Here is a 26,446-nt window from a genome sequence, read left to right as displayed (position 1 = left end):
GCGGCAGCAGGCTGCGCTGGAGGGTGACCGCCGCGGTGTGTTCCCGGGTGTAGCGGCGGGCGTTGTCGAGGCACACCGCCGCCCGCGCGACCAGTTCGCGGGCCACGAGGACGTCGTCGGGTCCGAAGGAGACCGGGTTGAGGGAGCGGGCGAAGGTGGTGAGGCCGAGGACGGTGTTGCGGGCCCGCATCGGCACGGCGATGAGCGAGTGCACGCCGTACTCGCGGATCTTCGCCGTGCGCAGCGGCTCCTGGGTGGCCCACAGGGCGTCGGAGGGGTCGAGGACCGGGATGAGCAGCGGCTCGCCCTCGATCAGCAGGTTCGCGTCGTGCGGCGGCGGGACGAAGTCGACCGCGTCGCCGACCTGGGCGACGGCCTCCGGAGCCCCCTCGCGCACCGAGCGCATCGCGGCCCGGCACATCAGGGGCCGGGCGGGCGCGGGGCCGGCGTCGGGCAGCCAGGCTCCGTGGCCCTCGGTGCTGAGCACCGGCTCCAGCAGGTCGACGACGACGAAGTCGGCGAAGCGGGGGACGGCGAAGTCGGCGAGTTCCTGCGCGGTCGCCCCCACGTCGAGCGTCCGGCCGATGGCGGTGCCGGCCTCGTTGACCAGGGTGAGCAGCTGGCGGGCGTGCCAGCGCTCGGTGACGTCCTGGACCATGTAACAGACGCCGGTGATGGTGTCGTCGCCGTCGACGAGCGGGAAGAACGAGGTCGAGTAGGCGTGTCGGCGGTGCGGGTCGGCCCAGCTCCAGCCCTCGTACTCGTAGTCGGTCACCGGGAGTCCCGTGGCGAACACCTTGCGCATCAGCCCTTCCAGGGCCTCCGCCTGCAGGCCCGGCAGCAGCTCGCTCAGGCGCCGTCCCAGCCGCTGCTCACGGGGGACCCCGCCGATGTGCTCCAGAGTGTCGTTCAGCCATACGTAGCGCAGCTCCCGGTCCACGACGGCCATGCCCACCGGCGAGCGGGTCAGGAAGCCGTCGAGGACGGACTGGCCCATGGTCCACCGCCGGTGCTGCTCGCGGGCCGACACCAGGAAGCACTCGCCGTCGCCGACGCGGAAGGACGCGGACACCCGCAGTTCGACGTCGAGGGCGCGCCCGTCGCGGTGGCTCACGGTGATCCGCCCGCTCCAGCCGCTTCCGGCGCGGCAGCGCCCCACGATGCCGGCGAGCCGCGCGGGGTCCTCCGGCATGGCCAGCAGACGCCGGGCGGAGCCGCCGACGACCTCCTGTTCCGGATAGCCGAGCAGTGCCGTGGCGCCCCGGGTCCAGCCGATCACCATGCCGTGCGCCGAGATCACCGCGGCCGCGTCGGTGGACGCGTCGAAGGGATCACCCGGCCCCATGGACGGGGATGCGGCATTACCCTTCGGCGCTTTGTCCATCTTCTTCACCCTTACACCACTATGGTCCTGATTGCCGTCGAGCGGGCAGGCAAACAGGGGGTGCGGCTCAGCGCAGGCCGGGCGGGGCGTCCGGCAGCGGAGCGCGGCTGCCCTCGCAGGCGTAGACGATCTCCACCGAGCCGCCGGGCAGGGCGCGCTGGCGCTGGAGGACGAGCCCGGTCGTCGGGCTCAGCGCGGGCGTCAGCCGCATTCCGCCGCCGAACAGCAGGGGTACGACGACGAGCTCCAGCGTGTCGAGCGCGCCGAGGGCGTGGAAGGTCTGGATCGTGCGCGGGCCCCCGACGAGATGGACGTCGCCGCCCTGGTTGGCCGCGCGGAGCTTCTCCAGCAGCCGCGCCGGGTCGCTGTCGGTGACGACGTTGTCCGGGGTGCCGGCCGGCCGGTGGGAGCCGAGCACGAACACCTGGAGCGTCGGCCAGGGCCAGCGGTCGTGGCCCAGGGCGGGCTCGAAGGTCGTACGGCCCATCAGCGCCTGCTCGCAGTCCTGGAGGAACTCCCGGATGCCGTGGCTGGCGCCGCTCGCGAAGGCGGGGTCGGCCGTGTGGGCCGGCCAACCGGTCGGCGTGGTGACATAGCCGTCGACGCTCATGGCCATACGGGCGCGGATCCTCATGTCGTCTTCCTGTCTGGTCGGTGCGGGCGAGGCGGACCGGGTGCCTCCCATCCAAACGTCGAACAGCACGCGCGCCTTTCGACACGCCGCCGGAAGAATCTTCCGCACGCGCCACCGGCCGAGGGGCGGACGGCAGTTGACGCGTAGGATGGGCGAGATCCACCACGCACACCCCTCCTCATCGCGTAAGGACTGAGGTCCATGGTTCCGGCGTCCTCCAGCGGTCGCCGTCGGCACTGAGCCGTCCGCCCGGCGGCGGAGTTCTCGGTGCCCCTTGCGTCACCTCGCGGCGGCCCGACGACCCCTATCACCCGGCCATGCCCGGCCCTCCCTGGCCCATGGCCCTCTTCACCGTGAGGTCTTCATCGTGCGCACCGATGTCCAGAGCTTTGCCGTCGCCCACCTCCTGCGCCGCCCGGCGGCCCGCGAAGTCGGCGGCTTCGTCGCGGGGTTCGACCCCTCGACGACCAGCCCGTACGTCAACTACGCCACCCCCTTGCCCGGCGCCGAACCCACGGACCGGGACCTCGCCGACCTGATCTCCGCCTTCCGCGAGCGCGGGCTCACGCCCCGGCTGGAGTTCGCCCCGGACTCCGCGCCCGCCGTGGAACCCGCGCTGCGCCGGGCCGGATTCCGTACCGAGGCGGTGCACGAGTACCTGGTCTGTACGCCCGCCACGCTCGCCGAACCCGGCCGCGCCGCCGGATCGTTCGAGGTGGAGGTCCCGGCCACGGACGCGGACTACACCGCGCTCGACGCCGCGCTGTCCGAGGCCTTCGGTGGTGAGTTCCGGCCGTCGCCGGAGGGAGCGGCGCGGTTGCGGCGCACCGAGGAGGGCGGCGGCGCGGTCCGCTTCGTCCGTGCTCCCGGCGGCGACTGCGCCGGCGGGGCCCTGTGCACGGCGCCCGCCGAGGGCACCGCGGAACTGGCCGGCGTCGGCACCCTCCCGGCGTACCGGGGCCGGGGCATAGCCGCCGCGGTCACCCACACCCTGGCGGCGACCCTGTTCGGCCGCGGCGCGCGGTCGGTGTGGCTGGAGTACTCGGGCGAGGGCTCGCGCCGCGTGTACGAGCGGGTCGGCTTCCGGCCGGGCGGCACGCGACTGTACGTGTCGCTGGACAGCTGACCCCGCCGCGCGGAGGTCAGGCCGGCCGACCGCCATGACCCGCCCGACACCCCGTCCGTGCCCGGCCGTTCGGGCGCTACAGCCGGCGCGCGTACCGGTCGGTGGCCGCCACCAGCGCCTCGGCCGTCGCGGCCGCCCCGGCGTTGTGCCCGGTGTCGCCCACGATCACCAACTCGCTGCCGGGCCAGGCGTGATGGAGGCGCCAGACGATGCCGAGGAGGTTGCCGAAGTCGAGGGCGCCCTGGACCAGGGTGCCGGGGATGCCCTTGAGGAGGTGGGCATGGCGCAGGATCACGCCGTCGCCGTTGCCGTCGCCGAGGAAGTGGCCGTTGCCCCAGTAGTGGGTGACGGTGCGGGCGAAGCCCATGCGGAACTCGGGGTCCTCGTAGCGTTCGACCGAGCGGGGTGGTGCCGGGATCATGGCGGTCTCCCAGTCGGTCCAGGCGCGCGCGGCCCGTGCCCGCACCTCGGCGTCGGGGGATTCCAGGAGCCGGTTGTAGGCGGCGGCGAGGTTGCCGTCGCGTTCGGCGGCGGGCACCTGGGAGCGGAACCGCTCGAAGGCGTCCGGGAAGACCCGGCCGAGGCCCCGGGTCAGCAACGCCACCTCGGCGTCGGAGCCGGTGGCGACCCCGGTCAGCACCAGCTCGGTGACGGCGTCCGGGTGGGTCTGGGCGTAGCGCAGCCCGAGCACCGAGCCCCAGGACACACCCCACACCAGCCACCGGTCGATGCCCAGGTGACGGCGCAACTGCTCCAGATCGGTGATGAGATGAGCCGTCGTGTTGACGCTCATGTCGGTGTCGTGGCGGCTCGCGTGCGGGGTGGAGCGGCCGCAGCCGCGCTGGTCGAGCAGGACGATCCGGTAGGCGGCGGGGTCGAACAGCCGCCGGAAGTACGGGGTGCAGCCGGAGCCCGGTCCGCCGTGCAGGACCAGGGCGGGCTTGCCGTCGGGGTTGCCGCAGGTCTCCCAGTACACGTGATTGCCGTCGCCCACGTCGAGCATGCCGGTCTCGTACGGTTCGATCTCCGGGTGAAGGGACATCCCGGCAACGTAGCGCAGGTCGGAAGCCCGCGCTCCGGGCGATACCCTCGGTGCGCTCTGTCGCGGAAGCGCCCCGGAATTGTCCGTGATCGGTAACAGAGGGATCCCGTGATCAACCCGGCCCGTCCTGACAGGTGCACAGGAAGTCGGCGACACGGCACGGATCAGAACAGGGGCGGACATGGCGCGGCACAGCGGGCGGGGTTGGTACGGCCGGATGGTCGCGGCGGCGGTCGGGGTGACGGCGGTCGCCGCCGCGACCTCGGTGTGGACCGCGCAGGCGGGGCAGTCGAGCGGCGGTTCGGCACGGCACGGCGCTGCGGCGCAGCCCGCCGCGCCGCAGCAGCAGCAGCAGCAGCAGGAGAAGGTGGCGGCCGTGTCCCCCGTCATCGCCCACGCCTCGGACGGCGGCGCGCACGCGGTCAACATCACGATCGATGACGGCCCGGACCCGGTGTGGACCCCGCAGGTGCTCCAAGTGCTGCGCGCCAACGGGGTGAAGGCGACGTTCTGCATGATCGGCCCGCAGGCGCAGGCGCACCCGGACCTGGTCCGGCAGGTGGTGGCGGCCGGGCACCGGCTGTGCGACCACACGGTGTCCCACGACACCACGATGGACAAGAAGTCCGAGGCCTACCAGTCGCAGCAGATCCTGGGGGCGGAGCAGCAGATCGCCCAGGCGTCCGGTGGCGTACAGCCGTTGTACTACCGGGCCCCGGGCGGCGCCTTCACGCCGTACAGCCGCACTCTCGCCGCCTCGCACGGCATGCGGCCGCTGGGCTGGAACGTGGACTCCAAGGACTTCGAGCGGCCGGGCACCGACGCCATCGTGGCCACGGTCAAGCGCGAGCTGGCCAACGGTCCGACGATCCTCTTCCACGACGCGGGCGGCGACCGCTCCCAGACCGTGGCCGCACTGCGCAGCCTGCTGCCGTGGCTGAAGCAGCAGGGCTACACCTTCGGTTTCCCGGTGCGCTGACCGGCCGCTCCCGGTTCGGCACTTCAGCCGACGCGGGCACGGGAAGCGGCCATGAGTGTGCGTATCCAGGTGGCCGCCGGCCGAGTGTCCGCCGTAGATCACGCGTTCCGGGTCGATCCGGCCGGCGTGGCCTGTGCGGCGAGGCCCGGCAGCAGGCCGGCGGACCGCGCGCTGTCCGTGGATGTGGCCGGCCGGCCGCCCCCGCCGCCGACCCGCCGGTACTCGACGCTCGCGACCGCACGGCCGGTCTCCGCCGCGAGGGCCCCGAGGAACCCGGCGACCTGGTCCACGGCGACCATCCCGACCAGGTGACCGACCTGTTCCCGCCCGAGAGGCCGGAAGGGGCCGAAGCCACCGAACCGGTCCTGCCGCTCCTGTGTACGGCAGTGCGCCGGCCAACCACCGGTGAACCCCGGGGGAATTCTTGGCCACCGAAATCCTGGGACGAGTGTTCGGTTCCGCAGGGGCGCCTACCATGAGGCCGTTGCGTACGTCGTCCCGGAAAGGCTCGCCATGCCGTTGCCTCGCCTCGGCACGCGGTCCGTTCGTCTCCGGACGGCACCCGCCGTGTTCGTCGTTCTCGCCGTGGCCCTCGGGGGCACACTGCTGGCGGTCTCGCCGGACGGCACACGGCACGGCAAGGCGTCCGCCGACACGTCGGGGCACACCGTCATCGAGGTGTCGCAGAGCCGCTGCGGCAGTGGCTGGACCCGGCCCGAGCCCGGAGTGCGGACCTTCGACCTGCACAACCCCTCCGACGGCGCCGCCGAGGTCTATCTGGAGGACCCGGACAACCACGCGGTGTACGGCGAGGTGGAGGGCATCGCGCCCGGTACGACACGGCAGTTGACGGTCCGGCTCGGCAAGGGGTCGTACGCCTTCGAGTGCGTGCCCGACGACGCCGACGCCGTCACCGGGCCCACCGTGCGCATCACCTCGGGTCAGCGCGGTCCGGGCGCGGCACCGGTCAGCGAGCACGACCTGATCCCGCCCGCCCTCTCCTACCAGAAGTGGGTCGGCGAAGGCCTCGCCGACGTCGTACGGCTGACCACCCGGCTCCAGCAGGACATCGACGGCGGCGATCTCGCCGCCGCCCGGTCCGACTGGCTGCCCGCGCATCTGGAGTACGAGCGGCTGGGTGCCGCGTACGACGCCTTCGGGGACGCGGACGCGCAGATCAACGGCACCGACGCGGGTCTGGCCGACGGGGTGCGCGACAAGGACTTCGCCGGATTCCACCGGATCGAGTACGGGCTGTGGCACGGCGAGTCGGCCGACGGGCTGCGCGCCCCGGCAACGGCGCTGGCCAAGGCGCTGACCGGGCTGCGCGACAGCTGGGCGCAGACCCGGATGGACCCGGCCCAGCTGGGGCTGCGCGCGCACGAGATCCTGGAGAACACCGTGCAGTTCGAGCTGACCGGCCGCACCGACTACGGCAGCGGCAGCAACCTCGCCACCGCCCGCGCCAACCTCGACGGCACCCGCCAGGTGCTGTCCCGGCTGCGCCCGCTGCTCACCACGCGGTACGCCGATCTGCCGGGCCTGGACCAGGAGTTGGACCACGCCCAGCAGACCCTCGACGGCTTCCGGCACGGCCCGGGCTGGACCCCGCTGGACCAGCTGAGCCAGGCCCAGCGGGAGCAGGCCGACTCGGTGCTCGGCGACCTGGTGGAACGGCTGGCCTCGGTGGCCACCCTGTGCGACCCGCGGAGGACCGTGTGAACGCCGAGGACCGTATGAGCGAGGACCGTGTGAACGCCGAGGACCGTGTGAACGAGGGCGGACGGCCCGGCGGCCTGGGCCGGCGCGGTTTTCTGCGGGGTGCCGCCCTGGCGGGAGCCGGCCTCGCCACGAGCGCCGCCGCCCCTGCCGTACCGGCCGACGGCACCCCCGCGATCGCTCCCTTCCACGGCGTCCACCAGGCCTCCGCCATCGCCGCTCCGCGCCGTACCAGCGTCTTCGCCGCCCTCGACGTGACCGCAGGGACGCGTGCCGAACTCGCCGACGTGCTGCGCACGCTGACCGAGCGGGCCCGCTTCCTCACCTCGGGCGGGACACCGGACCCGGCCGGCATCACCGGCCCGCCCGCCGACTCGGGCGTCCTCGGCGACCAGGTGCCCGGCGGTCGGCTGGCCGTCACCGTGGGCGTCGGCGCCTCGCTCTTCGACGACCGGTACGGGCTGGCCGCGCGAAAGCCCCGCCGGCTGACCGCGATGCCCGCCTTCCCGGACGACGACCTCAAAGCCGAGTGGTGCCACGGCGACCTCAGCCTCCATCTGCACGCCGACGACACGGACACCACGCTGCACGCGCTGCGCGACATCGCCCGGCACACCCGGGGCGCCCTGCAGGTCCGCTGGCGGCTGGACGGCTTCAGCAGCCCACCCCGCCCCTCGGGCACCCCGCGCAATCTGCTGGGCTTCAAGGACGGCATCGCCAACCCGGACACCGGCAGCGCGCGGGAGATGGACCGGCTGATCTGGGTGGGCACGGGCGCCGGCGAACCGGACTGGACCGTCGGCGGCAGCTATCAGGTGGTCCGGCTGATCCGGATGCTGGTGGAGTTCTGGGACCGGGTCTCGCTCAGCGAGCAGGAGCGGATGTTCGGCCGCTCCCGGGTCTCCGGCGCGCCGCTGGACGGCGACCACGAGCACGACACGCCGAAGTACGCCGACGACCCCAAGGGTGACGTCATCCCGCTGGACGCGCACATACGCCTCGCCAACCCACGCACCCCCGCCACCGCCGACCAGCGGCTGCTGCGCCGCGCGTACAACTACGACCGGGGCATGGACGCCAACGGCAACCTCGACATGGGGCTGCTGTTCTGCTGCTACCAGCAGGATCTGAAGCGGCAGTTCGAGACGGTGCAGCACCGGCTGGCGGGCGAGCCGCTGACGGACTACATCAAGCCGTTCGGCGGCGGCTACTTCTTCGCGCTGCCCGGCGTGCGCGACGCGTCCGACTGGTACGGACGCACCCTGCTCGCCTGAACCTGTCCGGACAAGTCGAAGGCAGAACAGGTCAACACACAGTCAAGTTTTGCCCCAGCATCCCTGACTCGGTGTTCACTCGCGCGTCATCATGGCTCCGCCGTCGCGCCGTGCGGCGGGCACAGCATCCGTGCTCGTACAACGCACAGACGTTCTGTCCGGAGGGGTTGACCATCATGGCCAGCAGAGGAAGACGAGCCGCTATGCGGAGCCTGGGCGCACTCGCGGGCGCCGCTGCGCTCACCGTGCTCGGCAGCAATGCGCCGGGGTGGGCCGCAGCGCCCGCGAGCGCGCCGGGCGGGCACTCCTCGACCGCCACGCCGATCAAGCACGTGGTCGTGCTGTTCGACGAGAACATCTCGTTCGACCACTACTTCGCGACCTACCCGAAGGCCGCCAACACCGACGGTACGAAGTTCACGGCGGCGAAGAACACCCCCAAGGACATCGACACCCTCGCGCACGCGGGCCTGCTGACGAAGAACCCGAACCAGTACGCGCCGAAGCGGCTCTCCCCCGCGCAGGCGATGACCTGCGACCAGAACCACAACTACGGTGCCGAGCAGCTCGCCTACGACGGCGGCAAGGCCGACCAGTTCGTGCAGGACACCGAGGTCGACAAGTGCAGCGGCGGCCTGTTCGGCGAGCCCGGCCTGGTGATGGACTACTACGACGGCAATACCGTCACCGCGCTGTGGAACTACGCCCAGCACTACTCCCTGGGCGACCGCTCCTACAGCTCGGTCTACGGCCCCTCCACGCCCGGCGCGCTGAACCTGATCTCCGGCAACACGCACGGCGCCATCTCCGTCGACCCGAAGACCGGCAAGCAGACCTCGACGCCCGACCCGTACGCCGTGAAGTCCCCCGACGCCCAGGGTGTGGGCACGGTCATCAACGACCCGGACCCGGCCTACGACGACTGCTCCGGCAAGGACCACACCAGCACCAACGCGCTGGCGTCGATGCAGGGCAAGAACATCGGTGACCTGCTCAACGCCAAGAACCTGACCTGGGGCTGGTTCCAGGGCGGCTTCCGGCCGTCCACCGCGTGGAACGGCACCTCGGGCTCCTACGCCAAGTGCGACACCACGCACACCAACGTGGGCGGCGCGGCCGTGGCCGACTACAGCCCGCACCACAACCCGTTCTCGTACTACAAGTCGACGGCCAACCCGCACCACCTGGCCCCGAAGAACGTCTCCGAGATCGGGCACAACGGTCAGGCCAACCACAACTACGACCTGACCGACTTCTCCGCCGCGCTCAAGGCGGGCAAGCTCCCGGCCGTCAGCTTCCTCAAGGCCGGTGAGTACCAGGACGGCCACGCCGGCTACTCCGACCCGCTCGACGAGCAGCACTTCCTCGTCCAGCAGATCAACGCGATCCAGAGCTCGCCGCAGTGGAAGTCCACCGCGATCGTGGTCGCCTACGACGACTCCGACGGCTGGTACGACCACGCCTACGTCACCCCGAAGAACGGCTCCACGGACACCTCGCTCGGCTCCAACGGCAAGGCTACGGACAGCCCCGCCTGCCAGCAGGGCCCGAAGGCGGCCGGCGGCTACGCGGACCGCTGCGGCCCCGGCACCCGCCAGCCGCTGCTCGTCATCTCGCCGTACAGCAAGGTGAACAAGGTCGACCACACGCTGACCAACCAGGCGTCCATCACCCGCTTCATCGAGGACAACTGGCACACCGGCCGCATCGGCGACCACTCCTTCGACGCCACGGCGGGCTCCCTGTCCGGCCTGTTCGACTTCCGGCACCCGAACGGCAAGCAGGTGCTGCTGAACTCCGACGGCTCGGTCAAGTCCGTCGGCCCGATCAAGTACGTCGCCCCGGTGGACACCGGCATCACCCCGGGTCCGGCGATGCAGGACGCGGCCTCCGCGACCAGCACCTCCGGCTTCCCGGCCCTTCCGGTCGGCCTCGGCGTGGGCGCCCTGCTGGCCGCGGGCGCGACCGGCACGTATCTGACGATGCGCCGCAAGCAGCGCGCCTGATCGTCCGCACCTGAAGCGCGCCCCTGGTCGGTGACCGGGGGCGCGTTTCGTGTGCGGGCCAGGGGCCGGTAAAGGCGCTGGCCACAGACCGCTCGCGCTGGTGGGATGGCGCCATGCGACGTCAGCGTGCGATCACTGTGGACCGGGGCGCCTTCCAGGACGCGGTGACCCCGTGGGAGCAGGAGTCCTGGCGGGCCGAGGCGCTCGACTGGGTGGCGGAGCGGCTCGCCGTACGCGGGCTGTGGGTGAACGGTGACCTCAAGGTGCGCGTGCGGCCGTGGTCGGTGCTGGTGCGGGTGCCTGTGGCCGGGCGCGATGCCGTCTGGTTCAAGGCGAATCCGCCGGCCAGCGCGTTCGAGGGGCCGCTGACCGCCGCGCTGGCCCGCTGGGTGCCGGATGATGTGCTGGAGCCGCTGGCCGTGGACGCCGGGCGCGCGTGGGTGCTGCTGCCCGACGGAGGCGACCTGTTCCGGGACGTGCTCGCGCGGGAACCGGTCGAACCCCGCACCTGGGCCTGCCTGTTGGGTCAGTACGCGCACATGCAGCGGGCGCTGGTCCCGCACGCGCGCGAGATCGAGCGGCTGGGGGTGCCGGCCGCCCGGACCGCCGCCCTGCCCGAGCTGTTCGACACGCTGCTCGCCAGGGACGCCGGCATGCCGCCGGAGACACGGTCCCGGCTGGAGCATCTCCGCCCTCGCCTCACGGACTGGTGCGCCGAACTCGCCTCCCTCGGCATCGAGGACACCCTCGACCACGCGGACCTGCACGACGGCCAGCTGTTCCGTCCCGCGCCGGACCGCTTCACCTTCTTCGACTGGGGCGACGCCGCCGTCTCGCACCCCTTCTGCAGTCTGCGGGTCCCGGCCGAGAAGGCTCGCGCGCGCTACGGTCCGCAGATCCTGCGCATGCTGCTCGACGCCTACCTGGAGCCGTGGACGGGTACCGGCCGCACGCCGGAGGATCTACGGCAGGCAGCCCGCCTCGGCTGGCGCCTGAGCGCCCTGAGCCGCGCCGCGTCCTGGGGCCGCACGTTCCCCGGCCCGTCCGGCCCGCCCCCGGTCGCCGCCCAGAGCTCCGAGTCCCTGCTCGGACTCCTCGACGAGCCACCGTTCTAGGCGTCAGGGCGCACGGCCACTGGGGCACACCGTGTCCGGGCGAGCGAACCTCAGGCGCCGCCGCCCCCGCACTCGCCCACCCACCGCCCCAGGGCGGACACTGGGCCGTATGACCCGTGCTCCCGCACCCGTGGCTGCCCCGCCCGGCCGTCGGGCCGTGCTCATGTCCCTGGTCGGTGTCGCGGTCGGCGTGGCGGGCTGTTCCGGCCGGACGGGTTCCCCGGCGTCGCAGTCGCCTCAGCGCTCCCGCACACCAACATCGTCGTCCCCGCCCACGCCCGCGACCTCGCCCTCGCCCTCCTCCGGCCTGCCGCACACCACCCCTTGGCGGCCGACCTCGGCCGAGGTGGAGCCGACCGCCAAGTCGCGGGCCGTGCAGGTGGTGGAGACCATCGGTGCCTGGGCGGACGGGCAGGGCGGAGCGGCGGCGGCCCGGTCGCGGGTCGGGGCGCTCGGACTGCCGGCCGGGCTCGTCGCTCAGGCCGGGCCGCTGCTGCCGACGGCCGACCAGGCGGTGTTGCAGGTCGTGGACGCGCAGTACGGCGGGATCCTGTCCCGGTCCGCCAGTGTGCTGGTGGTCTGCCAGCAGTGGATCCGGCGCGGCGGGACAGTGAGCGCGGGCGGCACGACGGTCGACGTGCGGCTCTCCGAGGCGGGGGGCCGGTGGACCGTGGACGCACTGCATCCGGCACAGCCCGGACCGGCCGCCCGCACGCTCGCCCCGGACCTCCGCACGGCGCTGGCCGACGACCGGATCGTGCTGCCGCCCGCCGCCGTGGCGGACCTGCGCAGTGGGCAGGTGCACACCAGCGTGGCCCGGGCGATGCTCGCGCTGGCGCGGACGTACCGGCTGGAGGTGAGCGTCGTGCGCTCGGGGCATCCGCTGGACGTGTTCGGCACCAGCAGGCCCAGCGACCATCCGCGCGGCCGGGCCTTCGACGTGTGGCGGATCGACGGCCACACGGTCGTCGACCCGGCGACCCCGCGGTCCCTGATCGAGCGGTTCATGCGGGACGCGGCGGCCGCCGGGTCGTACAACGTGGGCGGTCCCGTGCTGCTGTCGGGCGGCGGCGCCGGCCAGTTCTTCAGCGACGCCACCCACCACGACCACGTGCACGTCGGCTTCCGCACCTGATCGCCCCGTCCACGGCGTCACCCGTACGGCCGTACTCCTCCCCCGGCGTTCCCGCGCTGTCGCCGTCCTGCGGTTGCGCCGGCCGAGTGAGCGTCGGGACGCTGGAGCGGAAACGGCACCCGGGAGGTGAAGTGGCTCCGGTAACCGACCCCGCGTCCTCGGACGGCAGCGCTGGTCTGCGTCGCCGGCGTTTCCTCACCGTGTGCGCCGGCCTCGGCCTCGGCACGGCCGGCGCGTGCACGGCCGCACCACCACGTACCCGCTCCTCCACCACCCCGCCCGGCGGACGGCTGCGCCCGGAGTCGGAGCGAGACGCGCCGGGCACCGCCGACTGGCGGCTGGGCCCGACCGGACCGGTGGACGCGGTGGCCGGGTACACGGACCGGGTGAGCGTGTCCCCGGGCGAGCCGTTCGCGCTGCATGTGTCGACCACCGCCGCCTCCTTCCGGGTGTCCGCGTTCCGGGTCGGCTGGTACGGCGGCCGGCAGGCCCGCCGGATCTGGGCGTCGGAGCGCATACCGGGCCGCGCCCGGCCCGCCCCGCACACGCTGTCCGCCACCCGCACCGTGCGCGCCGACTGGCCGGCGACGCTGACCGTGGACAGCGGCGGCTGGCCGGAGGGCGCCTATCTGCTGCGGCTGGAGGCGGACACCGGTCATCAGCGGTACGTGCCGCTGATCGTGCGCTCCGCCGAGGGCGCGGGCCGTACGGTGCTGCTGCACGCACCGGCGACCTGGCAGGCGTACAACCGCTGGGGCGGCAGCAGCCTGTACAACGGCGCGTCGGGGGCGTACGCCACCCGGTCCCTCGCGGTGAGCTTCGACCGGCCCTACGACGGCGTGGGCGCCGAGAAGTTCCTGGTGTACGAGTGGGCGCTGGTGGTGCTGGCCGAGCGCCTCGGCATCCCCCTCGCCTACAGCACGGGCGTCGACGTCCACCGGGATCCGGGGGTGCTGCGGGGCGCGCACGCGGTCGTCTGTCTGGGGCACGACGAGTACTGGACGCCACAGCAGCGGGCCCATGTGACGGCCGCCCGGGACGCGGGGACGAACATTGCCTTCCTGGGCGCGAACACGTGCTTCCGGCGGGTCCGGCTGGAGGCCGGGGAGGGAGCGGACGACCGTACGGTGGTCTGCTACAAGTCCGACGTGCGCGCCGACCCCTTGTACGGCTCGCACCCGGCTCTGGTCACCACCGACTACCGGCTGCCGCCCGCGCCCGACCCTGAGTCCTCCCTGACGGGCGTGCTGTACGAGGGCTACCCGGTGGACGCGCCCTACGTGGTCCGGGCCGCCGACCACTGGCTGTACGACGGCACCGGCGTGCGCTCCGGCGACGCGTTCGCCCATCTCGTCGGCGTCGAGTACGACCGGGTGACGCCCGGCTCCCCCACGCCCGGCCCGCTGGAGATCATCGCGCACTCCCCGCTGGTGTGCGACGGACGGTCCAGCCACAGCGACTCGGCGTACTACACGACGCCCGCCGGAGCGGGTGTGTTCGCGACCGGGACCATGCGCTGGGTGGAGGGCCTGGTGGCCGGGACGGGCCTGCTCGGCCGCGACCACGGGATGGACGCCCGCACCCGGGCCTTCGTCACCCGCACCACGGAGAACCTCCTGCGGACCTTCGCACAGGGCCCGGCGGCCCGGCACGCCCCGGCACCGCGCGCCAACGTGCGTACCATGTACGGAAGCTGAGTTGGAATCAGTTGGCCGGACCCTGCTGCCCTCCCGACCGCATGCGGTCCCTGCGGGCGTTGTTGTAGACCCGCAGGAGGTGCTTGGCCACGGCACAGGCCGCGCCGTCGGCACGGCACTGACGGCACGTGCGCACATGCTGCTCATAGGTGAGGCGCGCGTTTTCCAGCGCATCGTGGGAAGAAGACATGGACATCTCCGGGCAGGGCGCGCGTCACCGGGACGGCGCCGAGTTGACTGACTGGTGCACCCGGAGTCAAGGTCATCATGTTACTGGCGGTACTGGGAAACTCACCGGTAACTGACCTGGTGGAGCGCCCTCAGCGGTCCTCGCGCAGCGCCCGCGCGTGGTTCAGGAAGGCCGTCAGGCCCACCTCGAAGGCACGGTCCGCCCGCCCCTCACCCACGGCGGCGAGAGCCTCGGCCAGGTGCGGGGTGGGGGCGTTGTCGGTCAGCTCCCACATCGTCTCGGGGGCGGCGAGGTCGAGGGCGGAGCCCAGGACCAGGTTCTCCAGGGCGATGATCAGCGGCATGATCTCGGCACGGCCGAAGCCGGCATCGAGCAGCAGGCTCACGGCGCGCTCGTACTGCTGAAGGACCCGGGGTGCGCGGACCGGTGAGGTCATGAGCAGCGGGATGGTCCGGGGGTGCGCCGCGAAGGCGGCACGGTAGGAGCGGGCCCAGGCCTCCAGGGCCGCGTCCCACGGGGTCAGCTCCAGGGTGCCCGGGTCGATCGCCGAGGCGACGCGCTCGCGCAGCAGCTCCACTATGCCGTCACGGCCGTCCACATGATGGTACACCGAGCCGGTCTGCGCGCCGAGCCGGCGGGCGATCTGCGGGACGCTGAAGTCACCGGTCTCGTCGATCAGTTGGAGCGCGGTCGCGGTGATGCGCTCGCGGTCGAGAAGCGGTGTGCGCGGCCGTCCCATGGTCGTCGTCTCTCCCTGTGGTCTGCCCGAGGTCTTCCCGGATGCCCACCGGCAGGTTACATTGCGGAAACCGAAAGCCTTTAGGTTTACGGCTCCGGGCACCCGCCATCCCTCCTGGGCGCCCGGAGACGCCGGTCTGCCCCGCCCACCCCGGCCCGGCCCGCCGACGCCCGCGAACCCGGCTGCCCCACCACCGGGACCCTCTCCCCTCCCCCGCCACAAGGGCTCCCCCGTATGTCCGTGTCCACCTCCGAAATCCCGGGGGACCTCCCGGGGGAGCGAGCGCCGTCCGGCGCGCCCGGCCTCCGCTCCGGGTCCCTCGGCACCGCCGACATCGCCTTCTTCGTCGTCTCCGCCGCCGCGCCCCTGACCGTCATGGCCGGGGTCGCCCCGCTCGCGATCCTGCTGGGCGGCATCGGCGCGCCCGTCGGCTATCTGCTCGCCGGGCTGACCCTCGCCGTCTTCGCCGTCGGCTTCACCACCATGAGCCGTCATGTGACCAGCGGCGGCGCCTTCTACGCCTACATCACCCGAGGCCTGGGCCGGCCCGTCGGCATCGGCGCCGCCCTGCTGGCCCTCGTCGGCTACAACGGCATGGAGATCGGCGTCTACGGCCTGCTCGCCACCACCGCCCGCGACACCCTGCACACCCTCGCCGGCACCGACGTGCCCTGGCTGCCGATCTCGCTCGCCGGACTGGTGCTCATCGGCTACGGCGGCTACCGCTCGATCGACTTCGGAGCGAAGGTGCTCGGTGTGCTGCTCGTCGCCGAGACCGGGATACTCGTGCTGCTCGCCGGCGGGGTGCTGATGAAGGGCGGCGCGCACGGACTGTCCCTGGCGTCGCTGGCACCCTCGCATGTACTGGTGCCCGGCATGGCGGCCGTCCTCGCCTTCGCGTTCGCGGCGTTCACCGGCTTCGAGTCGACCGTGATCTACCGCCGCGAGGCCCGCGACCCCGAGCGCACGGTCCCGCGCGCCACCTACCTCGCCGTCGGATTCCTCGGCCTCTTCTACGCGTTCGTCGTCTGGATCGCCGTCCAGGCCTTCGGTGACGACCAGGTCGTACGGGCCGCCGGGAAGGATCCGGCCGGGCTGTTCTTCACCGCGATCACCACCTATGCGGGCGGCTGGGCCGCCGACCTGATGCACCTGTTCATCGTCACCAGCGTCATCGCCTCCCTCCTCGCCTTCCACAACGCCATCAACCGCTACGCCCTCGCCCTGGCCGAGGAGGGCGTCCTGCCGCGCGGGCTCGGCCGGATCCACCCCCGGCACCGCTCGCCGTACCTCGCGGGCCTCGCCCAGACCGTTCTCGGCGCGGTGGTCGTCCTCACGTTCTGGGCGGCGCACGCCGACCCCTACCAGCAGCTGCTGCTGTGGGTGAACACCCCGGGCATGATCGGCCTGTTGCTGCTCCAGCTGCTCGCCGCGATCGCGGTGCCCTGCTATTTCCGCCGGGTGCGCCACACGGAGGGCCGGGTGCGCACGGTCGTGGCCCCGGTGCTCGCCGCCGTGCTGCTGACGACCGCGATCGTGCTGGTGGTGACCCACATCGACCTGTTCACCGGCGCGTCCCCGGCGGTGAACACCCTCCTCGTCGTCGTGGCACCCGCCGTCTTCGTCCTGGGTCTGCCGCTGGCGTGGTGGCTGCGCCGGTCCCGCCCGGAGGTCTACGCCCGGTTCGCCACCGAACCCACCGACTGACCCCAACCCGCCCACCTCGTACAGGAGTTGCCGTCATGCCCGCTGCCGACCTCGTCCTCACCGGTGCTCAGGTCCGCACCCTGGACCCCGCCCGCCCCGCCGCCTCCGCGGTCGCCGTGCACGACGGGGTGATCACCGCGGTCGGCGAGGCGGCCGACGTACGGGACTGGCGCGGGCCCGGCACCGAGGTCGTGGACCTGCACGGCGGGCACCTCGTGCCCGGCCTGGCCGACGCGCACAGCCATCCGGTGTGGGGGCTGGACATGGCCACGGGCACGGATCTGTCGGATGTGACGGACCTGGCCGGACTGCGCGCGGCACTCGCGGGGGCCGAGCGGATCGAGGGCTGGGTCCTGGGACACGGCCTGGACCACAACGCGTTCGCGGGCCGGCCGGTCCATCACGACCTGATCGCCGACGTCCTCGACGGCGCCCCGGCCTTCCTGCGCCTCTACGACGGCCACTCCGCCCTCGCGAGCCCTGCCGCGCTGGCCGCCGCCGGGGTGAGCGGACCGCGCGCCTTCGCCCAGCATGCGGAGGTGGTGTGCGACGCGGCGGGCCGGCCCACCGGTCATCTGGTCGAGCACGCCGCGATGGACCTGGTGGCGGACATCGCGCCACGGCCGTCGTACGCCCGACGGCGGGCCAGGCTCGTGGAGTTGCTGTCCGCCATGGCCGGGACCGGGCTGACCGGTGCCCAGGTGATGGACGGCGGCGACCTCGACCTGGTGGCGGCGGTCGCCGAGGAGACGGTGCTGCCGGTGCGGCTGCGGTTCGCTCCCTGGTGCATGCCGGGTGCCGACGACGAGGCACTCCGGGAGCTGGCGCGGCTCCAGGGCAGGGGCGGGCGGCACTGGCTGGTCGGCGGCGTCAAGTTCTTCATGGACGGCACCGTGGAGGGCGGCACGGCGTGGCTGGAGCGTCCCGACTGCCACGGTCAGGGCACCGCCGCGTTCTGGCCGGACCCGCGCGCCTACGCCGAGGCCGTCCGCACTCTGCACGCGGCCGGTGTCCGCTCGGCCACGCACGCCATCGGGGACGCGGCGGTACGCCATGTGCTGGACACCGTCGCCTCCCTCGGGCCGAGCGGGTACGGCGCCCACCGGATCGAGCACATCGAGACCGCGCCCGACGAACTCCTGCCCCGGTTCGCCGAGTTGGGGGTCGCCGCCTCACTCCAGCCGCCGCACACCGAGTACACGCGCGACGACGGCACCGACGAGTGGTCCCGCCGGCTGGGCGGCGAGCGGGCCGCGCGTGCCTGGCGGCTGCGGGATCTGCGGGAGGCGGGCGCGACGGTCGCCCTCGGCTCGGACTGGCCCATCGCGCACTACGACGTCCGGGCCGTACTGGCCATGGCCCGCCGGCCCAGGGGCGCCGCGGCCCACCGGCCGGGACTGACGCCGTTGCAGGCGCTGGAGGGCTGCACCAGCCACGCGGCGGCAGCGGCCGGGGAGTCCGGCATCGCCGGCCGCATCACCCCCGGCCACCGCGCCGACCTGACCGCGCTCACCGTGGACCCGGTGCACGCCCCGGCCGACGAACTGGCCGACGCCCCGGTCGCGTTGACGGTGACCGGCGGACACGTGGTGCACCGGGGGGTGTGACGGCGAAGGCAGCGCCCCACCCCGCACACTGGGCGGATGAACGTCTTCCGAACGGTGCGCCGGATGCCCGCTCCGGAGTGGTACGGACGCCTGCGCGTGCGCAGCGGCGACCTCTCCCCCGCCGACTGGCTGACACCGGGCACGCCGGGACACGGGGTCTTCGGCACGGTGGCCGGCGTCGCCGCCGGGGGTTTCGCGGCGTACGCCCGGATCCTGCATCCGGCCTCTCTGGACGACCGGCCCGTGCGCTGGTCGGCGGTGGCCGCCGCGTACGGGACCCGGGTCACGCCGGACTCGCGCTGGTACGAGGTCGTCGGCATGGACAGCGGCTACTGCACCGTGGCCGAGTACGGCCTGCCCGGCGTCTGGGACGAGCATCCGCCCGAGGGCCCGACCCCGCCCGACCTCGCCCGGGCCCTCGTACCCGTGCTGACCCGGCACACCACGACCCCGGAGCGGTGCTGGTTCGGGCTGTGGGACGGGTACGGCCGCTGGGACTTCGGCCATGTGCCCTTCTTCGAGACCCCTGGCCGGGAGGAGGTGCTGCTCAGCGGCGCCCTTGCCGACGCCGTCTCACCGGTCTCCCTGGACGAGTTCGCCGAGCTGCCCGATCTGTGGTGGCCCGCGGACCGCGCCTGGATCCTGGGCGGGGACGTCGACCTGACCAGCACCTACGTCGGAGGGTCCGCCGAGCTGATCGCCGACCTGCTCGCCGCCCCGGACCTGGAGGCGCATCCCGTGGCCGAACACGGCATGGCCGGCTGAGCCGTCAGAGGTCCGCCCGGCTAAGATCGGCAGTGGCATCGCGTGCCGGTCACCGTCCGGGTGAGGCATGGAGGTGTCAGGAGATGCCCTCAGGAGGCATTCCTTGTCCGTCGAGTTGAACCACACCATCGTCCATGCCCGGGACAACCGGGAGTCCGCCGAGTTCTTCGCCGAACTGCTCGGCCTGGAGATCGCCGGGGAGTGGGGCCCGTTCGTCGCGGTCGCCCTGAGCAACGGAGTCACCCTGGACTTCGCCACCGCCCCCGCGGAACACATCACCCCGCAGCACTACGCCTTCCTTGTCTCCGAGGAGGAGTTCGAGGCCGCATACGCGAAGATCAAGGAACGCGGCATCGAGCACTGGGCCGACCCCCACCGGAAGCGGCACGGCACCATCAATCACAACGACGGCGGCAGCGGCGTGTACTTCCTGGACCCCGCGGGTCACGCCATGGAGCTGATCACCGTCCCCTACGGTGGCTGGCCGGCCTGACCGGCGGGTTCACGCGCCGAACGCCTCCCGCCTGATCAGGTCGATCAGGCGCGGGGTGCCCTCGGTGGTGCGTACGTCGAGAAACGTGCGCGCATGACCTTCGGTGGCGGCCTCGCGCACCAGCGCGTGCGCGAGGTCGGCCCGGGAGGTGAACCGTCCGGGCAGCCGGCCCGGCGCCAGCCGGTAGTCGCTCACCTCGCCGGTGTCGAAGAGACCGGCCGGCCGGAGCACCGTCCAGTCGTGGCCGCTCGCGCGGACGATGTCCTCCATGCGGCGCATGTCGTCGTAGACCGTGCGCCCGACGACCCGCACGAAGAAGGGCTCCAGCACCTTCCGGAAGAAGACGCCCTCACCGGGCGCCGGCACGTCGAACAGGACGGTGGACGACACGCACACCAGCCGCCGGACACCGTGCAGGGTCATGGCACGGGTGATGTGGGTGAGGCCCGTCGAGTACACCGTGACCGGATCCCGGCCGTAGGGGACGCCGAGGGTGGAGATCACCGCGTCGTGACCGGCGACGACGCGCTCCACCGCCGCCCCGTCCAGGACGTCGGCCTCCTCGACCCGCAGCCGGGGCCGGCCGGGCGGGAAGGCGTCGGGGTGCCTGGTCACGGCGGTGACGGTGTGACCGGCGACGGTCGCCTGCTCGGTGACCAGCCGCCCGGTCGGCCCGTTCGCGCCGAAGACGACGAGTTTCATGGGCTTCTCCTTCACTGCGCGGTGCTGCTGCCATGGACCGAGAGGGCCCGGACGGCGGCGGGTGTGACAGCGCCGGCGCAGCATGAGACCTACGGCACACAGCCGCCCCCCGATGTCACACTCCGGGGGCCTCGGCCCCTCAGGGTGGCGAGACGTCGTGAGGGAGATGCCATGGCCGACCACCGGACGCCTGCGGGGACCGACACCGCCACGCAGGCGTTCCTGGACCACCGTGAGCTGCTGTTCGCGGTGGCGTACAACATGCTGGGCAGCGTCGCCGACGCCGAGGACGTGCTGCAGGAGACCTGGCTGGCCTGGGCGGGCCGAGCGGGCGCCGGGGACGCGGGGCAGGCGCCGGAGATCAGCCGTCCGCGGGCCTATCTGGTACGGATCACCGTGCGGCAGGCGCTGGCACGGCGGGCGCGGATCGCCCGGCGACGCGAGACGTACGTCGGCCCGTGGCTGCCCGAACCCCTGCTCACGGACGGCCCCGACGGTCCGGCGGCCGGCGAGGACGCCTCCGCACAGGCGGTGCGCACCGAGTCCGTGTCCCTGGCGCTGCTCGTCGTCCTGGAGACCCTGACCCCGCTGGAGCGGGCGGTGTTCGTCCTGCACGAGGTGTTCGGTTACGCGCACACCGAGACCGCGGCCATCCTCGGCCGCAGCCCCGCCGCCGTACGCCAGCTCGCCCACCGTGCCCGGACCCGGGTACGCGCCCGGCGCCCCCGGTACCAGGCTCATCCCCGGGTCCGGCGGCAGGCGACGCAGCGGTTCGTGGCCGCGGCGCTCGGCGGGGATCTCGCAGCGCTGCTGGAGATCCTGGCGCCGGAGGCGACGCTGTGGATGGACGGCGGCGGCAAGGGGCAGGCGGCGCCTCGGCCGGTCCGTGGCCGGGACAAGGTGGCACGGACGCTGACCGGCTATGCCGCGCGCTCGGCGGAGGGGCTGCGGATCGAGCACCGGGACATCAACGGGGACGCGGCCGTAGTGGTGTTCGCGGACGGCTCCCCGCACGCGGTGATGGTCATGGACCTCGACCCGGACACCGAGCGGGTCCGCGAGGTCTACCTCGTCACGAACCCGGACAAGCTCTCGGCCGTGGACCCCGCCGCGCCGGGCGGGACACCGCCGGAGGTGTAGCGGCGCGCATGAGCGGGACGCCGGCGGATGCGGCGTCCCGCGAGGGGCGTGTCATGCGTCGGGCCGGGGCTCCGTCACGGATTCACGGCGCTGCCGCCGAAGGTCACCACCAGGTGGCCGTCCGAGGCGAAGGACCAGCCGAGGACCCCGGAGTACGAGGAGCAGCGGGAGCCGTTCGTGCCGGTCCAGAACTGGTCGGAGCTGTCGGAGCTGCCGGAGATCTTGTCGTTCTGGCCGCTGACGGCGAAGCGGCACGAGGTGTCGTTCCGGAACACCGAAGTGCCCGTGTCGAAAGCGAAGTTGCGCTCGGTGTTGTCGATGCTGACGTTGTCGGAGATCGTCATCGTGCCTGGGTTGCTGTTGTAGGTGAACCCGTGGTGGCCGTTCTTGTAGGCGATGTCGTGCCGCACGATGTGGTTGACCGCGATGTCGTCACCGCCCAGCTTGTAGCCGTTGCGGTCGCCGTTCTTGTTCTGAGTGCCGTCGGTGAGTGTGCCATTGCCGTACGACAGGGAGTACTCGACGGTCACCGGGCCGATGGCGCCGGTGTCGGTCTTGGCGTAGAGGTCCCAGCCGTCGTCGATGTTGTTGTGGGAGACGTCGTACCGGAAGACGTTCCCGGTGCCCGTGGTGAGCTTCGAGGCGAAACCGTCGGCGTTCTCACCGGTGGGGTCCAGGTTGTCGTGCGACTCGGAGCTCACGATCAGGTTGTCGGACGGCCACTGACTGCTCGGCGTGCTGGAGGAGATGCGGCCGAGCTGGAGCCCCGTGTCCCGGTTGTACGCGGTGACCACGCGCTCGACGACGTTGTTGCTGCCGCCGACGTAGATCCCGTTGTCCCCGGCATGCTCCACGGTGAGGCCGTACAGGTGCCAGTAGTCGGCGTTGAGCTGGATTCCGCGGTTGGACGAACTGGTGCTCTGGCCCGAGAAGTTGAGCACCGGGGACTCGCCCGGGTACGCGGACAGGGTGGTGCGGGCGCTGGACGTGCCATTGCTGCCGGCCGGGATGGTGACCGTGGAGGAGTAGTTGTACGTCCCGCCGCGCAGGTAGATCGTGCCGCCGGAGGCGATGCGGCTGATGGCCGAGGTGAGCGTGGTCGGCGCGGACTGGGTACCGGCCGCGCTGTCGGTGCCGCTCGGCGACACGTACAGCACGGTGGCCGCCGCGGCGGCCTGGGGGTGGGCGGTCGCCGCCTGTGCCGTGGTGCCGGAGAACACGGCGAGCGTGCCGGCGAGCAGAGCCGCGCACGCGATGGCTGGCCTTGGTTGCATCGGCTTGTCTCCTGAAGTCTGGCTCGGCTGTGCGGGATTCGAGCGGTCCAAGGGGGTGAACTCCACTGCCGGGCGTGGCATCGTGAAGCCAGGAGAGAAAGCGCTTTCCTCTCTCGCTTTCCCGACGGTAGGGAGTTACCATGTACGCGTCAATGGTCACGTACATGATTCATATTCAGAAGACGGACCCTGTGTGGTGGTGCGGGCCCGCCGCAACTCACCCGAGGCGACGGAACAGGCACCGGCAGGCCACGCGGCCACTCACCGGAGACGACGGAACAGGCAGCGGCGGGGACCCTCGTCACTCGCCGGGGGCCAGCGTGTGGGACAGGATGCGGGCCGTCTCCGCGACCAGCGCGTCGTCCGGCGGGGCGTCTTGAACGTTCTTGGTCGACAGCACGGTCAGCAGGAGCGGGGTACCGCGAGGCGTCCAGGCCACGCCGATGTCGTTGGCGGTGCCGTAGTCACCCGTGCCGGTCTTGTCCGCGAGGACCCAGTCGGCCGGCAGCCCCGCGCCGAACCGCTTGGCGCTGGTGGTGTTGCCCTTCAGCCAGCCGACGAGCCGTTCTCGGTCGGTGCCGGAGAGGACCCGGCCCAGAGTCAGCCGCTCGAAGGCGCGGCCGAGGGCCTCGGGGGTCGTGGTGTCGCGCAGGTCCCCGGGGATCGCGCTGTTCAGGTCCGTCTCCCACCGGTCGAGCCGGCTCGCCTCGTCGCCGAGCGAGCGGAAGAAGCGGGTGAGACCGGCCGGCCCGCCGATCTGCCGCAGCAGCAGATTGCCGGCCGCGTTGTCGCTGTACTGGATCGCCGCCGCGCACAGATCCCCGACCGTCATACCGGTGTCCACGTGCTCGGTGGTACGCGGCGAGTTGGGCAGGATGTCGTGCGGCGGATAGTGGATCACCTGGTCCAGCGGAGCACAGCCGCCGTGGTCGCGCAGCACCGCCGCGGCGGCGAACGCCTTGAACGTCGAGCACATCGCGAACCTCTCCCCCGCCCGGCGCGCCACGGTCCGCCCGGTGCACAGGTTGCGTGCGAACACCCCGAGCCGGGCGCCGTGCCGCTGCTCCAGGTCGCTCAACTCATCCTCGGCAGCGTCCTGTTGCGCACGCGGAGCCGCCGACGCGGCGAGTGCGGACAGGGCGTCGGACGCGACGGCCACAGCGGTGAGGGCGAGGCCCGCCTTGAACAGGCCACGCCGGGCAAGGGATTCGGGCTGGTCGGCGTGCTCGACCTGGTCGAGTTGCTCGGGGCTGGTCATGGGCATGATCCTTCCGGTCTGGGCCGTCGCCGGCTTGCTGGATCTTCGACGAGGACAGCGAAACAGCCGGACACCACTCATGTCCAAGAGGGAACTTTGAACACACCATGCCTTATTGATATGAGTGCAGGATGGATCTCCTTGCGCACCTGGAGGCGTACGTCGCGACGGCCGACGAGGCGAGCTTCACCCGGGCGGCCGACCGGCTCGGCATCGCCCAGCCGCTGTTGAGCCGCCGGATCAAGACACTGGAGGAGCACTTCGGCGGTCTGCTGTTCGACCGCGCCCGACGCCAGATCTCCACCACGGAGCTGGGCGTCCTGCTGCTGCCGTACGCGCGGGACGTGCTGGACCGGGCCCAGCGGCTGCGGCAGGTCGCCGACACGGCCGGGCGGGCCCGGGTGCGTGTCGTCGGCGTGCCCGCGCACTGCTCCCCTGCGGCGCTGGCCCGCGTCATCAGGTCCGGCACCGAGCATGGGATCACCCTCGGTGTGCGCGAACTGCCCCCGCAGGAGCGGGCGTCGGGTCTGGGCGATGGTTCGCTCGCCTATGCCCTGGTGCGGGTCTCGCCGGAACAGGGGATGTTCCGGGTGCCGCTGGGGGTGGCGTCCGCGCCGGAGCCCGACGGCACCGCGGGTCCGTCGTACGGCTCGCGTCGTGCCGTCCATCTGGAGGAACTACGGCCGCGCCGTGGCCGCAGCACCCCGGTCGCCGCCCCGCTGCCGGTGCTGACGCTGCCGGAGGATCATGTGCCGTACCACGGGGACCGGCTGGAGCGTGCGGTCGCCCGGGCGGGGCTGCCTCCGGGCCGGGTCCGGGCGGCCGGACCCGCGGCGGGCGCGCTCGCCGAGACCCTGGCGGGACGGGCGCTGCTGCTGTGCGCCGAACCGTTCGCGCGCCGGCACGGGGCCGCCTGGGCCCCGCTGGGTGACCGTTCCCTGCACCGGGGCTACGACGTGAGCGCCGCCCCGGGGCGGTCCGGTACGGCGGGTGTGCCGGACTGGCTGGCGGGGCCGCTCGCGTCGGCGGTCGGAGCCGACGGCGGCGGGTCCGGCTTGCCGCGACCCGGTGATGCGGTCGATGACGTTCCGGCGCGGCTGGCGGCGCGCGGATGAGCGCGGCACCGGGGTATGTCGGTGACGGTGCCCTCCTGGACGTGGCCGAGGCCATTGCCGCGGACTGGGCGGCCCTCGGCGTGCACGGCTCCTTCCTCGCCAGGAACCTCGACACGGGCGGACAACTCGGGTTCGGAATCGAGGAGTTGATGCCCCTGGCATCGGTGGTGAAGGTCCCCCTCGCGCTCGTCGTACTGGACCGGATCGCGGCCGGGGAACTGGACCCCACGCACCCGGTGAGGCTCGACCCGGCACGGACCAGCGTCGGCCCCACCGGTCTCGCCGCGTTCCGCCACCCGGCCACCGTGGCCGTAGGCGACCTGATCCTGTCCATGCTGTCGGTGAGCGACAACGCCGCTGCGGACGCCCTGCTCGATCTGGTGCCGGTCGCCGAGGTGGACGCGCGGCTGCGTGCATGGGGATGCGGGGAGCTGCGGATGCGGCACCGGATGAACCACATGTACGAGTGCGCCGCGGGCGCCGCCGGCAACGACTTCTCCCTCGCCCTGGAACTGGCCGTACGCGACGAGGGCACGGACCGGCACGCCATCGCTTCGCTGGACCCGGCCCGTGCCAATGCCGGCACTGCGGTGGCGCTCGTGGATCTGTTGCGGCGCGTGTGGTGCGACCGGATCTCCGTTCCCGCGGCGACGGCGGAGTTGCGCCGGCTGATGGGGCTGCAGGTCTTCGTCCAGCGGTTGGCGAGCGAGTTGCGGGCGGACACGTTGCGGTGGAGTGGCAAGACCGGCACGTTCTTGCATCTGCGGCATGAGATCGGGGTGGTGGAGGCGGAGTCGGGGGATCGGGTGGCGATCGCGGCGCTGTCCCGTGCCGGGCGTCGGGCGGGGATCGCCGCGGATGTCGATCTGGCGATCGGGGTGGCGGGGAGGCAGGCGTTCGAGGCGTTGCGGGGGTAGTGGGTTGTTCGCGCCACGCGGCGCAGTGGTGCCGGGTCCCCCGCCGCCCCGGTGACGGATCGGAGCGCAGACCTCACCCAGAGCACGCATCTGACCCTGGCCGCCGCCGAGAAGGCCGCGCGTGCTGCACTGGACGCCGCCGCGCAGGACGGCCGGCAGGTCTCCGTGGCCGTGGTCGACCGGGGCGGCAACACGCTGGTCACCCTGCGCGGGGACGGGGCGGGGCCGCAGTCGTACGAGTCGGCCGAGCGCAAGGCGTTCACCGCCGTGTCCTGGAACGCGCCCACCTCGCAGCTGGCCGAGCGGCTGGAGCAGGCGCCGGCCCTGAAGGACATCCCGGGCACGCTGTTCCTCGCCGGCGGCACCCCGGTGACCGCCAAGGGCGCCCCGGTCGCGGGCATCGGTGTCGCGGGGGCCCCGTCCGGCGA

Annotated in this window: 24 protein-coding genes and 1 pseudogene; 16 read left to right on the top strand and 9 right to left on the bottom strand. The window is 72.7% G+C overall.

Annotated features, from left to right (window positions below; translation table 11 throughout):
* Together LE548_RS17350 and LE548_RS17345 are read right to left on the bottom strand one after the other, a co-directional pair.
* Positions 1 to 1,384 (bottom strand): PAS domain-containing protein (locus LE548_RS17350; RefSeq protein WP_374116115.1); only part of this gene is annotated, 1,384 nt, incomplete at its 3' end.
* A 67-nt stretch (positions 1,385 to 1,451) separates the two neighbouring features.
* Complete coding sequence (locus LE548_RS17345) at positions 1,452 to 2,018, bottom strand: dihydrofolate reductase family protein (RefSeq protein ID WP_225097751.1); 567 nt, start codon at positions 2,016 to 2,018, stop codon at positions 1,452 to 1,454.
* A 367-nt stretch (positions 2,019 to 2,385) separates the two neighbouring features.
* Between LE548_RS17345 and LE548_RS17340 the strand changes: the two genes are divergently transcribed.
* Positions 2,386 to 3,144 carry a GNAT family N-acetyltransferase gene (locus LE548_RS17340; RefSeq protein ID WP_225097750.1) on the top strand — a complete coding sequence of 253 codons (759 nt, stop codon included), beginning with the start codon at positions 2,386 to 2,388 and terminating at the stop codon, positions 3,142 to 3,144.
* A gap of 76 nt (positions 3,145 to 3,220) precedes the next feature.
* Here the strand turns inward: LE548_RS17340 and pip are convergent, their stop codons facing one another.
* Positions 3,221 to 4,186, bottom strand: coding sequence for a prolyl aminopeptidase (gene pip / locus LE548_RS17335; protein ID WP_225097749.1), 966 nt, complete (start codon positions 4,184 to 4,186; stop codon positions 3,221 to 3,223).
* Between the two features lie 181 nt (positions 4,187 to 4,367).
* On the opposite strand from pip, the gene LE548_RS17330 reads away from it, so the two are divergent.
* Positions 4,368 to 5,165, top strand: a complete 798-nt coding sequence (locus tag LE548_RS17330) for a polysaccharide deacetylase family protein (protein WP_225097748.1) — start codon at positions 4,368 to 4,370, stop codon at positions 5,163 to 5,165.
* A 98-nt stretch (positions 5,166 to 5,263) separates the two neighbouring features.
* Here the strand turns inward: LE548_RS17330 and LE548_RS17325 are convergent, their stop codons facing one another.
* Positions 5,264 to 5,464 (bottom strand): hypothetical protein, encoded by a 201-nt coding sequence (locus LE548_RS17325; RefSeq protein ID WP_225097747.1) that lies wholly within the window; start codon positions 5,462 to 5,464, stop codon positions 5,264 to 5,266.
* Positions 5,465 to 5,678: 214 nt separating this feature from the next.
* On the opposite strand from LE548_RS17325, the gene LE548_RS17320 reads away from it, so the two are divergent.
* From LE548_RS17320 to LE548_RS17295, 6 genes are all read left to right on the top strand, one after another.
* Positions 5,679 to 6,887, top strand: coding sequence for an EfeM/EfeO family lipoprotein (locus tag LE548_RS17320; RefSeq protein ID WP_225097746.1), 1,209 nt, complete (start codon positions 5,679 to 5,681; stop codon positions 6,885 to 6,887).
* Between the two features lie 14 nt (positions 6,888 to 6,901).
* Complete coding sequence (gene efeB / locus LE548_RS17315; protein WP_225097745.1) at positions 6,902 to 8,158, top strand: iron uptake transporter deferrochelatase/peroxidase subunit; 1,257 nt, start codon at positions 6,902 to 6,904, stop codon at positions 8,156 to 8,158.
* Between the two features lie 203 nt (positions 8,159 to 8,361).
* A complete protein-coding gene (locus LE548_RS17310) occupies positions 8,362 to 10,164 on the top strand; it encodes a phospholipase C (protein WP_225097744.1) in 1,803 nt (600 codons plus the stop codon).
* Between the two features lie 113 nt (positions 10,165 to 10,277).
* On the top strand, positions 10,278 to 11,279 hold the full coding sequence (locus LE548_RS17305) for an aminoglycoside phosphotransferase family protein (protein WP_225097743.1): 1,002 nt from the start codon (positions 10,278 to 10,280) through the stop codon (positions 11,277 to 11,279).
* A 109-nt stretch (positions 11,280 to 11,388) separates the two neighbouring features.
* Complete coding sequence (locus LE548_RS17300; RefSeq protein WP_225097742.1) at positions 11,389 to 12,414, top strand: hypothetical protein; 1,026 nt, start codon at positions 11,389 to 11,391, stop codon at positions 12,412 to 12,414.
* A gap of 131 nt (positions 12,415 to 12,545) precedes the next feature.
* Positions 12,546 to 14,111 (top strand): N,N-dimethylformamidase beta subunit family domain-containing protein, encoded by a 1,566-nt coding sequence (locus tag LE548_RS17295; protein ID WP_225097741.1) that lies wholly within the window; start codon positions 12,546 to 12,548, stop codon positions 14,109 to 14,111.
* Positions 14,112 to 14,118: 7 nt separating this feature from the next.
* Here the strand turns inward: LE548_RS17295 and LE548_RS17290 are convergent, their stop codons facing one another.
* Both LE548_RS17290 and LE548_RS17285 read right to left on the bottom strand, forming a co-directional pair.
* On the bottom strand, positions 14,119 to 14,301 hold the full coding sequence (locus LE548_RS17290; protein WP_225097740.1) for a hypothetical protein: 183 nt from the start codon (positions 14,299 to 14,301) through the stop codon (positions 14,119 to 14,121).
* Between the two features lie 130 nt (positions 14,302 to 14,431).
* A complete protein-coding gene (locus LE548_RS17285; protein ID WP_225097739.1) occupies positions 14,432 to 15,040 on the bottom strand; it encodes a TetR/AcrR family transcriptional regulator in 609 nt (202 codons plus the stop codon).
* 234 nt (positions 15,041 to 15,274) lie between these two features.
* Here LE548_RS17285 and LE548_RS17280 point away from each other — a divergent pair, with 234 nt between their 5' ends.
* The 4 genes from LE548_RS17280 (at position 15,275) to LE548_RS17265 (ending at position 19,612) form a co-directional block, all read left to right on the top strand.
* Entirely contained in the window at positions 15,275 to 16,747 is a 1,473-nt protein-coding gene (locus LE548_RS17280) for an APC family permease (protein ID WP_225097738.1), read from the top strand.
* 35 nt (positions 16,748 to 16,782) lie between these two features.
* Entirely contained in the window at positions 16,783 to 18,354 is a 1,572-nt protein-coding gene (locus LE548_RS17275) for an amidohydrolase (protein ID WP_225097737.1), read from the top strand.
* 36 nt (positions 18,355 to 18,390) lie between these two features.
* The gene (locus LE548_RS17270; protein WP_225097736.1) at positions 18,391 to 19,119 is read left to right on the top strand and encodes a hypothetical protein; all 729 of its coding nucleotides are present in this window, start codon (positions 18,391 to 18,393) and stop codon (positions 19,117 to 19,119) included.
* A 103-nt stretch (positions 19,120 to 19,222) separates the two neighbouring features.
* Entirely contained in the window at positions 19,223 to 19,612 is a 390-nt protein-coding gene (locus tag LE548_RS17265) for a VOC family protein (RefSeq protein WP_225097735.1), read from the top strand.
* Between the two features lie 9 nt (positions 19,613 to 19,621).
* On the opposite strand, the gene LE548_RS17260 is transcribed toward LE548_RS17265, so the two are convergent.
* Positions 19,622 to 20,314, bottom strand: a complete 693-nt coding sequence (locus LE548_RS17260; RefSeq protein ID WP_225097734.1) for an NAD(P)-dependent oxidoreductase — start codon at positions 20,312 to 20,314, stop codon at positions 19,622 to 19,624.
* Positions 20,315 to 20,485: 171 nt separating this feature from the next.
* Here LE548_RS17260 and sigJ point away from each other — a divergent pair, with 171 nt between their 5' ends.
* Entirely contained in the window at positions 20,486 to 21,454 is a 969-nt protein-coding gene (gene sigJ / locus LE548_RS17255; RefSeq protein ID WP_225097733.1) for an RNA polymerase sigma factor SigJ, read from the top strand.
* 74 nt (positions 21,455 to 21,528) lie between these two features.
* Here sigJ and LE548_RS17250 read toward each other — a convergent pair whose 3' ends face one another.
* A complete protein-coding gene (locus LE548_RS17250; RefSeq protein ID WP_308030185.1) occupies positions 21,529 to 22,728 on the bottom strand; it encodes a right-handed parallel beta-helix repeat-containing protein in 1,200 nt (399 codons plus the stop codon).
* Positions 22,729 to 23,029: 301 nt separating this feature from the next.
* A complete protein-coding gene (gene bla / locus LE548_RS17245; protein ID WP_225097732.1) occupies positions 23,030 to 23,986 on the bottom strand; it encodes a class A beta-lactamase in 957 nt (318 codons plus the stop codon).
* A 131-nt stretch (positions 23,987 to 24,117) separates the two neighbouring features.
* On the opposite strand from bla, the gene LE548_RS17240 reads away from it, so the two are divergent.
* The 3 genes and pseudogenes from LE548_RS17240 to LE548_RS17230 form a co-directional block, all read left to right on the top strand.
* Complete coding sequence (locus tag LE548_RS17240) at positions 24,118 to 25,101, top strand: LysR family transcriptional regulator (RefSeq protein WP_225097731.1); 984 nt, start codon at positions 24,118 to 24,120, stop codon at positions 25,099 to 25,101.
* Positions 25,098 to 26,018, top strand: coding sequence for a serine hydrolase (locus LE548_RS17235; RefSeq protein ID WP_225097730.1), 921 nt, complete (start codon positions 25,098 to 25,100; stop codon positions 26,016 to 26,018). The genes LE548_RS17240 and LE548_RS17235 overlap by 4 nt, the downstream gene beginning before the upstream one ends.
* 36 nt (positions 26,019 to 26,054) lie before the next feature.
* Positions 26,055 to 26,446 (top strand): annotated as a pseudogene (locus LE548_RS17230) (heme-binding protein); the annotation flags it as partial.

The organism is Streptomyces sp. CoH27 (assembly GCF_020181035.1).
GTDB lineage: Bacteria > Actinomycetota > Actinomycetes > Streptomycetales > Streptomycetaceae > Streptomyces > Streptomyces camelliae.
The sequence above is the reverse complement of the archived record's forward strand: the minus strand, read 5'-3'. Positions and strand labels throughout refer to the sequence as shown.